Here is a 13,055-nt window from a genome sequence, read left to right as displayed (position 1 = left end):
TGCAAGGGTTCCATGTCAATCTTATTTCATATACGTATTCACCAGCTCGTAACAGCGCTCTTTCGTCTGTTTGGCAAGCTCTTCCGTTTGGACGACTCGGGATAATGAACCGCCGCCCTCCTCATCATATCGCTTCTGGGCCGCAGCATCCCTATCCTTTATCCATTGGCGCTGTTTCACTTTTAATGCCGTCATGTCTGGGGCAGAAAGCTGCTTTTGCAGCACGCCGTATATCTCGTTCAGCAATCCGTCCCACATTTGATAATTGTAACCGTAATCCTCAATCATCTGATAATCACTTTGATAGTCATTGTGCTTCTCTTTCTGTTCTGTCGCTGACAATTTGGCAGCATAATCTGCTTTTGTGCTTCCCATTGTCTGCTCACTGCTCTGTGTATCCGCTGTATCGGGCGATGCGGTTTCCGCAGTCTTCTGAGCTGTCTCTTGCTCTGGGGCCTCAGTCTCGTTTTCATTATCACTTACCAGACTGGTATCCTTTGAGCTGATCGCCGCCTGTCTTTCCCCATTTGAACTTTTCACATTGAAAAGATAAGCTGTTCCGCCGGCAGCCTTCGATTCATAGGACTTCACAAATTCCGCCGTTTCACCGTTTCTAGACAGAATCGTTTTCGCTTCTTCTTTTGTCAGCTTGATATCATCCCCTTGAAGCGACTTACTGTCCCATTTGTTGATCTTCCAATCGCCATCTTCCTTCACCAATTCAAACGTCCATAACGTGCCCATATTGTTTAACTCTGTTGCCGGGTCTATTGATGAAGCCTCTATCTTATTCTTGTCCTGTTCATAAGTAAAACGCACATCGAAATCAGTGCCGGGGTGAAAAGGAGCATCACACTCGCAAAAGTACTCTCCGGCCAAATCCTTTAAGGTCTGATCTGCAAACGTTTCTGTTGCATAAGGCAGCACACTAGGCCGTAGCTTGTTGAAATCCGCCTTGTTTGCCGTGCTCCAGCCGTTTTCTTTTCCCGCTTTATCAAATGCATTAAAGATCGAATCAATATCGTTTTTCAAAGCTGATTTTACTTCCTGCTCCGTCAGCTTCGCAACGCTCGCCTTCTTCACGGCTTGCTTTTCTTGATCCTTATCAGAAGATCCGCTATTAGAACACGCCGATAATAGGAATAGTATCAATAAAAGCATCGCACCTAATTTATAACTCATTGTCTCTCTCACCCTTCTGCTCTCTCATGGTAGCTTTCTTATTTCATAGTTTTTGTAGGTTTGCAAATCTAAAATCAGATACCTAGACTATAGAACAATATATTTAAATAAACCTTAGCAGAGAATCAAAATCAAAATGGTAACTAAGGAATCATAATATAACAAAAAAGCTCTCCTTCTTAAAAAGGAGAGCTTTTTCTTCATCTAGTCCATTTACTAGAATATACTGTTTGCATATAGTCTGAATGATCCCAATTATTATAAAGTTTTAGTTTCACTCTAGTCGATGCAGATTTTTTTGCAATATTTGTGAATGTAACATTTAGTTTTTTACCGTATGATGCATTTCCAGAAGCTGTATCAATTGTTTTCCAAGAACCATTTGTATAACGTTGCAAATATAATTTGCAATAAGCAGCACTTTCCCAAGTTCCTGTTCTCCCCATTTCAACTGTAGTATAAACATTCTTATAGTTTTCTGATGTGTGAATATAAGATTTTGATTCTACAGTTGCATGAAAAGTAAAACTCGTAGTTTTACTAACAGCCTTAGCCGATTGACCTGATCCAATGAATACTAGTCCAAATGCCATTACACCTGCAAGAACTAGTGTCATCAAGTGGTTTACTCTTTTCATTATCAAATACCTCCATCAATTAAAATTGTAAAATACAGGACTTACATACATTATAAACCATAAAAACTAGAATTAAAATATATTTTCAAATTATATTCCTAGTAAATGCTTTCAATCTGAAGTTTTAATAAATTCTATTATTAAGCAAAAGGACATTTGATTAATTTACTCACCTCGTTACATATGAGTTGATTCAAGATTACAGCTATGAAGTCTAATCAACCACTACAAAATCCTGAACCTTCACCTGTTCCTCAGGCAAATCAAACTGATAAAGCATCTTCTTAGAATGGATATCAAACACACCCACATAGCCGCCGATGCCCTTTTTATGCTCTTCCTGGGCGACTATATACAATAAATTCCCCTTAAACTTCGCCTCCATATAAGGGAAATTCAAACTATATGTATGAAAAGAAAATCCCTTCCCATACTCCAGCAAGTTCGCCTCACCCTCTTTGTCCTCGTACGCCACGTAAAAACTGCCGCTTTCTTTGTCATAATACACAGTATCTGCATATTCAAGATCTTCAGGATACGGAATATATGTCGTTTTCCATGTCCCTTTTTCAATCACAGTCAATTCATGCTCCGAGCTCGCGACAATAAATTCCTCCGAGTCTGCGAATTGATCAGCGTACGAAGCTAAACTCAGGGTCTCAATCATTTCCTCTGTTTTTCTGTCAATCACGCAAATAGCCATGCTTTGAATGATATAAATATAGTTCTCATCACTGGCCCCCATCGTGACAAGCGAAGGCAAGGTAAGGCTATATTCCTTTTTCTTTTTTCTGTCGTTTATGTGGATCTCATTTCCCGTCGTATCAACATTATAGGCCTTAACAGAGACATCCTTCTCCTCATACCAAAACGCAAATGGATCTGAAAGCGGATGCTCTTTGATCGCATCCTTCTCCAGCGTGTAGTAAAAAGGCTCGTGTTCCGCCAATAATACAAGTTCTGTTGATGCATAAGATTTCGTTTGAATATAAGGCACATCCGCCACCTTAAACGTACGCCTGTTAAACCGTTCGCCTGTAGAGGTTGAAACCAGCACGCTTTCTTTTATGAAAGGATTGGAGTAGATAAAAAAGATGCGGTCTTCTTCGGGGTGGATGGCGGAAGATTGGACAGGAATACTGTCTTTATTGCGTAACTGAACATACAGAACAAACAGGATGACACATACCATTAAAACTAATAAACCAAATGTAATCCGTTTTTTCGTCATCAACATGCTCCTTAAAAAACAATATAGAATACAAACTTCCAAAAAATGTGTAGCAATCAATATCATTTCGACCATGTTTCCGCCAATCCCTCCACGAATAAAGACACATGCCAAATGACTCATTTTTCCACCAAAACACGTTCTCACCCCCACCTTATCCCGACCCGTGGTAAAATTTTGATATTGAGCGAACAAAAGAAGGGAAATGGTCATGAAAGTATTTGAAGCGAAAACACTGCTTTCGGAAGCGACAGACCGTGCAAAAGAGTACAAAGAACTAAGAACGCAAATGGTGAACTTGAGAAAAGCGTTAAAAAGCGTCGCTGATCTCAGTGACAGCGAATTCTCAGGAAAAGGCGCCAGCAACATCAAAGCCTTCTACCACGACCACGTCGGCGTCACCGACCAATGGATCGACTACATTGATATGAAAATCGCATTTTTCAACAGCATCGCCGGAGCCGCCGAGGACAAAGGCCTCTCAGACGCATACATCGAAGAATCCTTCCTGGAGCACGAACTGGCAAATGCCCATAAAAAATCAAAATCCATCATGTCCGAACAGAAAAAAGCGATGAAAGACATCCTGAACGATATCGACTACATCCTCCCGCTCGACCTGTTTTCAACAGAAACCTTCAAAGACGAGTTGGCCGATGCCAACGACAAACGCAAAAAAACACTGGATAAATTGGACGCCTTGGACGAAGACCTGAAAACAGAATACGCCCTGTCAGAACCAAACGAACAATTCATCAAATCCGACTTCCAAAAGCTCCAAGAAGCAACAGGCAAAGGCAAAAACGCCACACCCATCCACTACAACGCCAAGGCGTACCGTGAGAGTGACATACACAAGAAAAAAGGCGACATTGAAAAGCGGACTGAGGCTTACTTGAAGATTAAGAAAGAGGAAGCGAAGGAACGCGAGATTGAAAAATTGAAGAAAAAGCTTGCGGATGGTGTATCTGACCCTGATGAATATTTAGAAATTGCGAAGAAGATTGGGTATGAGAACCTTGAATCTTATCAACAACAGTATGTGATACAATTAGAAACGGCTAAACAGGATGCTAAAATTTTAAAAGGAATTGGTGAGGGATTATACGACTTTGGCAAAGACACTGCTCTTGGTGTGAAGGATATGATTTTAAATGCACCAGAGACAATTAACAGTGTGTACAAATTTTTAAACTCCTCTCCCACCCAACAACTTGCAACAGTTACATTTACGGGAGTTAATATATGGGCAGCGTTATCCGATTCATGGAAGCGTGATATGGTAAACGGAGACGCAGAGTCAAGATCACGTTGGATCACCTATTCCCTGGCCACTGTTGTAACAGCACTTATTGGAACTAAAGGGATAGATAAAGTTGGAAAGCTAGGAACATTTACAGCAAAAAAAACCATTACAAAAGGAAATGAAGCACTTGTTACTACATCTAGAATGATTAGTGACTCATTTCATAACGGATCAGTTCAATTTGCTTTTTCGGGCGATCTAAATCGAATTCAAGATATTCATAATACATTAGATACAAAACCTCTGAAAGATATAACCGAGAAAAATAGTGTACTATATCAGTCCAATAACGGAAAAAATACAAGTGTTAGCACCAATCTAAAAGTCGTTACAAATGCACGCAGAGGTGCTTTTAAAGAAGCTAAAAGAGATGCGGGAATTCCTGTTGTTCAGCAACCATTTGATGTAAAAACAGAACCAATGCGAACTGCAGCCCATGAAGGTGGACATGTGATAAAAGATAAACAAGGTAATGTTATATACACGCGAGAATATTACTTTAAAAACAATAAAGGTGAAACAATTATTATCCAAGATCACAGTGCTGGCCATGAAAAAGGTGGACAAGGACCCCATTTTAACGTAAGACCAAGCGATAACCCCCGAACTGGAAGTATTGATGGTACAAAAGATCATTACGAATTTAATAAATAGATATGAGGTGTTAATATGTGGCATGAAGCTTTAGACAAAAACATAGCGATTTGTAATTTATACAACAAGGTACCTGAATTAAAAAATGTTAGAATTGCAGAGATTAATATTCTTCAAGAAGGCGACAAGGTTAGCATTAAATTTGATATGCCATCACACGCTGATAATCCGCCAAAAAAATGGAGCCTTTTAAATTATAACACCACCGTTATTGAAATTGACTTATTTGAAATAAAGGAAATTAGCATTAAGTCACTAAGCAGAAATTTCAGCGGAAACATAGAGATTGAAAAGATAGACGATGAAATCAAAGTTAACATAACAGGCACAGTTGAGGCTAGAATAAAAGCTGTTGCAGGACTTGTGCAATCTGTGGGAGGATATCATAATAATATTTGATTGAATTTCTATTTATTGTGGTTTATAAAGCAACCTACTAGTAAGCCCTCTTAATCGAGGGCTTATAGTTTTAATAGAAGGCGTTCACTTTGAGGGTTAGATATGATTTAATACAGCTCTATTAACAATTACAGCAATAAAAACAATTAATAAAAAGATCCAACCCCTATAGTGAAAAACATATTCAAAAGATATGAATCTGACAAGAGCATATCTAGCATCAGCAAACGACTACATGAATCCTATCCAAACATAAAAGCTTCTAAAAAGATGGTGAAAAGTTTAAGAACGGACATCTGATAACTCCTCCGCCTTTTTCTAAATGAACAGTTCTCACTATCGTATTACCGAGAGTCAATAATACCCTTAAAACTATTGATTGCAGTAATAGACCTGCTATAATCAATAATTAAAGGATTAATACCTCTAGAAAACAATGTAAATAATTTCACTAACTTTTTATTTGACAACCATAGATCTCTTTAAGATCTGAAAAGGTTATTTCTATACCTATACGTTTCAATTGATCCTTTCGCTGGTCAAACAATTTCTTTAAAAGTGTTTCTTTATCTTCATCTCTACCTAAATGTATAAGACGATGACAAAGTGGACATAAACTTACCATGTTCTCTAGTTGATCTAAGTCATATTGGAATTCATCTTGCTTAGCTATAGGCACAAGATGATGACACTCAACAAAAGGCTTATTGGTAGATTTAGAGATAAATGTTTTATGGGAGTCGTCAATTTCGCAAGTGTAATTTGAAAGCATCATTGCTATTGAGGCTAGGCTTGCATTCCTTGTCCATTGCTTTTGTCCACCTTTATTATAAATTGGTTCTGGACGTACTTTTTTTTGATTTACTTCATATGTCTTTTTTACACTCTCAGATATAATAAAATGCTGAACTGCTAGCTGATATTCTTCTTCATTATTCGTATCTTCCGTATACAATCCGTCTTCCTGTAATAAAATGAAATCATTAAACTGTTCTATCGATCTCTTTCCAATCAACACTTCTATTTCTTTGTATACAATTAACAAATTTTGTAAATCGGTTATCAATGTTTCCTTACTAGGTATATTGTTCACATCATAGTATCGTCCACATATATGTCCAAGTTCATACCCTCTAGCAAGATCACCCTTGCCTTTTAAATCAATATTTAATAGATTCATGTTTTTAGGTATAGTATTTAATTTCCCTCTAATTATAGAAGCTGTTTTTTTTATTTTTTCCTTCCCCAGCTTTGTTCCATATTTATCTTTAAAATATGTCCAACCTTGATTCAAACTAATGTAAAAACCGCTGCCATCTGCATTAAACAAGTATACAATATAGTACCCTCTTGTCGCTGAAATCGTTAAGTTCTTAATAAAGACAGAGATCCATGGAACCTCAGCCCATCTACCTTGTCCTACCGAACCTACTATATGATAAATTTTTCGATCCAATTCAGCGTCTTTAAAAAGAGACTCCTTTATCTTATGACGAACAAGTGTCCCTAAAGGATGGTCTTTAAACATTTCCCTTTTAGCTTTATGATATTCTGTTATTACTTTAATCATTTTTTCTAGTATGGTTAAATTTGAATCATCTAAAACTTTAGCCACTATTTCAAACACCTCTATATATAAATGAGATACCTAAAGACGACGTAATCATATAAAAAGCCTCTCCTGATGTTGGGAGGCTTTAGTTTTTTTAAAAATTTCTTATATATCTTTTCTCTCAAGCACAGCCACACACTCCACATGATTCGTATGCGGAAACATATCCACAGGCTGCACTTCGCGCGTCGCATACCCGCCATCCTCAAGCACCCGCAGGTCTCTCGCAAGCGTGCCAGGATTACAGGACACATACACTACCCGCTTCGGTTTCATCTCCACAATTGTCCGCAGGAGGGCTTCGTCGCAGCCTTTTCTTGGCGGGTCTACGACTAGCGTATCGGCCGTGATGCCTTCTTCATACCACTTTGGAATCACAGTTTCCGCTTCCCCGACCGCGAACTCAGCGTTTGTGATGCCGTTGAGCTCGGCGTTTCGTTTGGCATCCTCAATTGCCTCCGGTACAATTTCTACGCCGTACACTTTTTTCGCTTGCTTTGCCAGAAATAAAGAAATCGTTCCGATGCCGCAGTAGGCGTCGATGACGGTTTCTTCCCCTTGAAGCTCAGCGTACTCAAGCGCTTTGTCGTAGAGCACTTTGGTTTGCTCCGGATTGACCTGATAGAACGATCTGGCGGAGATGGCGAATTTGACGTCTCCAATGAGGTCGTAGATGTATTCTTCGCCCCAGATGACGTTTGTTTCGTTCCCAAAGATGACGTTTGTTTTGTTTGGGTTGATGTTTTGCACGATGGATTTGACGTGCGGGAACGCTGCTGTGATGTCTTCGATAATCTTCGCTTTGTGCGGGAAGTCATTTGTTTTTGTGATGAAGACAATCATCATTTCACCCGTAACGACGCCGTATCTGACCATGATGTGGCGGAGCCAGCCTTTGTGGCGTTCTTCGTTGTAGGCTTTGACACCGTAGTTTGCGCAAATGTCTTTGACAGCTTGAACGGCTTCGTCGTTTTTGGATTGCTGGATCAGGCAGGCGCTCATGTCGATGATGTCATGGCTTCTTTGCTGATAGAATCCCGCGACGAGTCCGCCTTCCCGTTCTCCTACCGGCACCTGTGCTTTGTTTCTGTAGTTCCACGGGTCTTCCATGCCGAGTGTCGGGTGCACGGTGACGTTTGAAAGGTCCAGCTTGCCGATGCGTTCTAAGACGTCTTTGACTTGTTTCTGTTTAAACAAGAGCTGGCCTTCGTAGGTCATGTGCTGAAGCTGACAGCCTCCGCATTGCTTGTAAATCGGGCATGGGGCGTCCGTTCTATGCGGGCTTTCTTCCTTCAGCTCAATCAGACGGCCGAAGGCGAACCCTTTTTTGACACGTGTGACTTTGATTTGGGCTTTTTCCTCCGGCAGGGCGTTCGGCACAAAGATCGGGAATCCTTGGACCTTTGCGACACCCGCTCCTTCGTGGGTCAAATCCTCAAATGTCACGTCATAGTATTCGTTTTTTTCTACTGGGGGTTTCATTTTCATGTATGTTCACCTCTTGTTTTAAGCGAAAGAAAAACTTGGCCTATTCAAGCCAAGTTTCAGCGTGTAGGCAAACCTTCGCATTCGTTGTCAGTCCTGTGCTTCGGTGCTCACGTAAAAAGACCAGCGGCTAAAAACTAGAGCGTCCTGCTCAAACGCCGCTGTCACCGCATCCTGCGGAAGTACGCTCCGATGCTCGCCCTTCCTAGACTTCAAAGGTTTTCAATCACGCTGAAAAGATGACAAAATCCTAAAACGAAAACTGTTTTAGGATTTTGTCAACATTCTGAGCTTGGCTTACAAAGCCAAGTTTTTAGTCATCCAGCTGTTCCGCTTTCTCCTTCGGCATGACGACGTGAATGTGCCGATACAGATTCACGAATTCGCCCGGCAGCATGCCGCCGTACTCGCCGTCCAGGTTCAGCTGCATCTTTTCTGATACATTGACTTTCACGCGGTTCGCTTTTGTATAAATAATGTGCTGGTCGTTGATGTGTTCGCCGCGAAGCGCCATCGTAGCGACCCTGATAAATTCAGCAAGGTTTGCTTTCTTTAGTATCATCAAATCAAACATGCCGTCATTCAGGCTGGAATCCGGCGCGAGTTTTTCGAACCCGCCGACGGAGTTTGTCAGCGTGACCAAAAACAGCATGATTTCACCCTGAAACAGCTTGCCGTCATATTCAATCTCGACTTCTGTCGGACGAAGTGAAGGCAGCATTTCCATTCCTTTTAAATAATAAGCAAGCTGGCCTAGCATTGTTTTGAGTTTGCTTGGCACGTCGTACGTCAGCTCTGTCAGACGGCCTCCTCCGGCGATATTGATAAAATACTGGCCGTTGACCTGTCCGATATCAATCGGGTGGGCGACGCCGTTAATGACCGTATCTGCCGCTTTTAAAATATCCTCTCGCGGAATGCCGAGCGCTCTGGCGAAGTCGTTTGTTGTGCCGACTGGAATGACACCGAGTGTCGGACGGTTGTCTAAAGGCGCAAGCCCGTTGACGACCTCATTAATCGTTCCGTCTCCGCCTGCCGCAATGATCAGGTCAAACTCACGCAATGCCGCTTCCTTGGCAGCGTGTGTAGCGTCTCCTGCGCATGTCGTCGCATGGGTGGAGGTTTCATAGCCGGCTTGTTCAAATTTTTGCAGGACCTGGGCAAGATGCTTTTTAAAGATCTCCCGTCCTGAAGTCGGATTGTATATTATGCGTGCACGTTTCATTATCTCATCATCCTACTTAAGAGTATCCGATCCATTTTTACACTAACAACCTTTAATTATACTATGAGTTAAAAAAATCGCAACAAAATGTACATAATCTTACAGGTGAAAACGCACAAAAGCCTCAGCAGAGCTGAGGCTTTTAGTTTTTTTACTCTTCTTCTGTTCCAGGTTTTTTCTTGCGGAACTTCGCCAATACTTCATATACGATTGGCACGATCAAGAGTGTCAGAAGCGTTGAACTGATTAAACCGCCGATAACCGTGACGCCGAGTCCTTTTGAAATGACCTGGCTTCCGCCTTCGAAGCCGAGGGCTAATGGAATCAAGGCGCCGATTGTCGCAATGGCTGTCATCAGGATCGGACGGAGTCGTGTAGAGCCGGCTTCCAGGAGCGCTTCTCTCGTAGACAGGCCTTCCGCTTCCTTATGAATCACGCGGTCAATTAAGACAATGGCATTCGTGACAACGATACCGATCAGCATGAGCATACCGATCATGGCGTTCAGACTGATCGTTTCACCTGATACGTAAAGTCCGACCAGGGCACCGATGACTGTGAACGGCAATGAGAACAGAATCGCAAATGGCGCTAGTGCTCCGCCGAAGGTAATCACGAGCACAAGGTAAACGATCGCTATTGCTGCCAGCATCGCTAAACCGAGCTTCGTGAAGGAATCAGCGATATCCGCTGATACGCCGCCTGTGTCAATCGATACGTTATCAGGATGGTCAAGCTTATCGATTTTCTTCTGGATAGCAGCTGATACGGCTGTGACGTTGTCAGATGTAACCTCACCTGTGACATCCGCATAGACTTTTCCGTCACGTTTTGACACGGTATCTGATGTTGATCCTTCCTTCACTTTTGCCACATCGCCGATTTTGACTTCCTGGCCAGTCGCGGAAGTGATCTTTTTATTCTCTAAATCTTTCACACTCTTATACTCGTCTTTTTCTGTCTTAATGTTCACATCAAGCTCTTTGCCGTCTTTTTTCACAGTTGTGAGCGGTTCTTGTGATGTTTGTGACATTAAGGCCTGAGAAATTTGAGACGCAGTTAAACCGAGTTTGCTTAGTTTTTCTTGGTCAGCGACAAATGTGTACTCATCATATGTGCTGGAAAGGCCTGAGTTTACGTTTTTCAGATCCTTTTCATCCTTCATGATTTTTTCAATATCTTTGACCGTGTCTTTAATATCGTTTTCAGAATCGCCATACACATAGTATGTTAATTCGTTGTTATTGCCTGAAGAGCTGAAGTCCTGTGACTTCCATTCTCCGCGGTCAGATTGCTTTTGGATTTCCTTCAGAACGTTATCTTTTTCTTTATCAAAGTCAGGTGTGTCGCTTTCATATTTGATATAGAATAACGCGCCGTTAGAATCTCCTCCGGCAAGCGGGCTGCCAGAGCCTAATGAATACTGAACCGTATCGACATGCTTGCGGTCAAGCAGGATTTTTTCCGCTTTTTCAGCTTCATTTTCGGCTTCTTTTTTCGTTTCACCCGGTTCTGGGCTGTATGTGAGCTGCATCGTTTTTTCTTCCTCGGACGGCAGGTAGCTGGCACCGATTAACGGTACGAGGAACAAGCTTCCAAGGAGCATCAGAACAGCGATGATAGACGTGATCCATTTGTGGCTCAGCGCCCAGTTCAATACTTTTTTATAGATGTTTGCAAGTCTGCCTGGTTTGTGTTCTTTCGCTTTAATCGGCGCACCGGTTAATGATTTTTTGAACAGGCTGTGTGCGAGCATTGGCACAAGCGTGATTGAAATCACCAGGGATGCGGCAAGCGCAAAAACAATCGTTAAGGCAAATGGAATAAACAATTCACCGATTTGTCCGCCTACAAGTGCGAGCGGCAGGAATACCGCGATTGTCACGATCGTCGATGACATGATCGGTTTAAACATTTCCTTCGTCGCTTCACGAACCAAGGCTTTTCCGCGGAGCGGCTCGTCTTTGAGTCTCATGCGGCGATAAATGTTCTCGATGACAACGATGGAGTCATCGACGACACGTCCGATGGCAACGGTCATTGCGCCGAGCGTCATAATATTCAATGTGATATCAAGCTGCTGCAGCACAAGGAGTGCGATCAGCAATGATAATGGAATTGAAACGACCGAAATTAATGTTGATTTGATATCTCTTAAGAATAAGAGAATAATCACAATCGCAAAAATAGCACCGAAGATGGCTTTGCTTAACATCGTGTCAACTGACTGTGTGATCGGCTCCGCCATGTCGAGAGTTGCGCTGTAATTGAAGCCTTTATGGTCTTCTTTGAACTTCTTCAGCTCAGCTTTGACATTGTCGGCAACCTCTACCGTATTCGCATCGTTTGCTTTGACGATATTGATGCCGATGCTGTCTTTGCCATTTGTGCGTGAAACAGATTCAGCTTTTTTCACATCTTTAATTGTGGCAATGTCAGAAAGCTTGACCGTCGGCACTGCTGTGCTTGCGCTTTGCTGCGCCTGTGCTGCCGCTTGTGCGCTTTGGGCTGCTTGAGCACTCTGCGCACCCGCTTGAGATGCTGCGCTGCTGCCTGCACTTGAAGCAGATGCCGTCGGGATTCTCATATTCTTCAAATCTTTAATTGTTTCAATATCGCCGCTGACGACGACAGATTTTTCTTCATTTCCGAATGTGTACAATCCAAGCGGAGTTGTCACATCTGAACCTTGAATCACTTGCTTGACTGTATCTTCATCAAGGCCGTATTCCTTCAGTTTGTCTTCTTTGAAAGAGAATTCAACCTCTTCCACCTGCTGGCCTGATACTTGGACGGACGCAACGCCTTCTATGCCTTCAAGCTTAGAAACGAGGCTGTCCTCCACTTGTTTCGTCAGCTCTTGTAGATTATCTTTATCACTGGACACGCTCAGCGTCAGAATCGGGAATGAATTCAAGCTGTAGCGTGAAATCTCCGGATCCTTCGCGTCATCAGGCAGGTTGACGTTTTCTAACGCTTCAGCTGCTTCTGTTTTCGCTTTGTCCATATCTTTCTCATAATCATATTCAATCATGACCGACGATGCGTTTTCATAGGACGTCGACGTCACAACACTGACACCGTCCAAGTTCTGCACGGCTTGTTCAACCGGTTTGGTCACTTCATCAGCCACTTGGCTTGGTGTCGCACCCGGATATGTCGTGCTGATCGTCAAGTAAGGCATGTTCACGTCAGGAATAGACTCTTGCTTCATATTCATACCCGCATACAAGCCGGCTGCCGTTACAATAATCGTCATCAGCCATACGGCGAATTTGTTTTTCAGAACGAAATTAATAACGTGATTCATCATATCCTCCATT

9 protein-coding genes are annotated in these 13,055 nt (G+C 42.2%); 2 read left to right on the top strand and 7 right to left on the bottom strand.

What is annotated here, in order from left to right; translation table 11 throughout:
* Window positions 1-21: 21 nt before the first annotated feature.
* From MHI44_RS15285 to MHI44_RS15275, 3 genes are all read right to left on the bottom strand, one after another.
* Window positions 22-1,182 (bottom strand): lysozyme inhibitor LprI family protein, encoded by a 1,161-nt coding sequence (locus MHI44_RS15285; RefSeq protein WP_339202336.1) that lies wholly within the window; start codon window positions 1,180-1,182, stop codon window positions 22-24.
* A gap of 200 nt (window positions 1,183-1,382) precedes the next feature.
* Window positions 1,383-1,820, bottom strand: coding sequence for a hypothetical protein (locus MHI44_RS15280; RefSeq protein WP_015252628.1), 438 nt, complete (start codon window positions 1,818-1,820; stop codon window positions 1,383-1,385).
* 214 nt (window positions 1,821-2,034) lie between these two features.
* Window positions 2,035-3,051, bottom strand: a complete 1,017-nt coding sequence (locus MHI44_RS15275) for a hypothetical protein (RefSeq protein ID WP_339202334.1) — start codon at window positions 3,049-3,051, stop codon at window positions 2,035-2,037.
* 211 nt (window positions 3,052-3,262) lie between these two features.
* Between MHI44_RS15275 and MHI44_RS15270 the strand changes: the two genes are divergently transcribed.
* Window positions 3,263-5,011, top strand: a complete 1,749-nt coding sequence (locus tag MHI44_RS15270) for a T7SS effector LXG polymorphic toxin (RefSeq protein WP_339202332.1) — start codon at window positions 3,263-3,265, stop codon at window positions 5,009-5,011.
* A 15-nt stretch (window positions 5,012-5,026) separates the two neighbouring features.
* On the top strand, window positions 5,027-5,410 hold the full coding sequence (locus tag MHI44_RS15265; RefSeq protein WP_181216862.1) for an Imm50 family immunity protein: 384 nt from the start codon (window positions 5,027-5,029) through the stop codon (window positions 5,408-5,410).
* A gap of 451 nt (window positions 5,411-5,861) precedes the next feature.
* On the opposite strand, the gene MHI44_RS15260 is transcribed toward MHI44_RS15265, so the two are convergent.
* From MHI44_RS15260 to srfP, 4 genes are all read right to left on the bottom strand, one after another.
* Window positions 5,862-7,025 carry a DUF3578 domain-containing protein gene (locus tag MHI44_RS15260; RefSeq protein ID WP_181216861.1) on the bottom strand — a complete coding sequence of 388 codons (1,164 nt, stop codon included), beginning with the start codon at window positions 7,023-7,025 and terminating at the stop codon, window positions 5,862-5,864.
* A 102-nt stretch (window positions 7,026-7,127) separates the two neighbouring features.
* Window positions 7,128-8,510, bottom strand: a complete 1,383-nt coding sequence (gene rlmD, locus MHI44_RS15255) for a 23S rRNA (uracil(1939)-C(5))-methyltransferase RlmD (RefSeq protein WP_339202328.1) — start codon at window positions 8,508-8,510, stop codon at window positions 7,128-7,130.
* Window positions 8,511-8,820: 310 nt separating this feature from the next.
* Window positions 8,821-9,732 carry a diacylglycerol kinase gene (locus tag MHI44_RS15250; protein ID WP_339202326.1) on the bottom strand — a complete coding sequence of 304 codons (912 nt, stop codon included), beginning with the start codon at window positions 9,730-9,732 and terminating at the stop codon, window positions 8,821-8,823.
* Between the two features lie 151 nt (window positions 9,733-9,883).
* Window positions 9,884-13,042: a surfactin resistance protein SrfP gene (gene srfP, locus MHI44_RS15245; protein ID WP_014479080.1), complete on the bottom strand. Its 3,159-nt coding sequence runs from the start codon at window positions 13,040-13,042 to the stop codon at window positions 9,884-9,886.
* Between the last annotated feature and the right edge of the window lie 13 nt (window positions 13,043-13,055).

Source organism: Bacillus sp. FSL K6-1366, assembly GCF_037976695.1.
GTDB classification, from domain to species: Bacteria; Bacillota; Bacilli; order Bacillales; family Bacillaceae; genus Bacillus; species Bacillus subtilis.
This window is presented reverse-complemented; position numbering and strand designations above follow the sequence as displayed.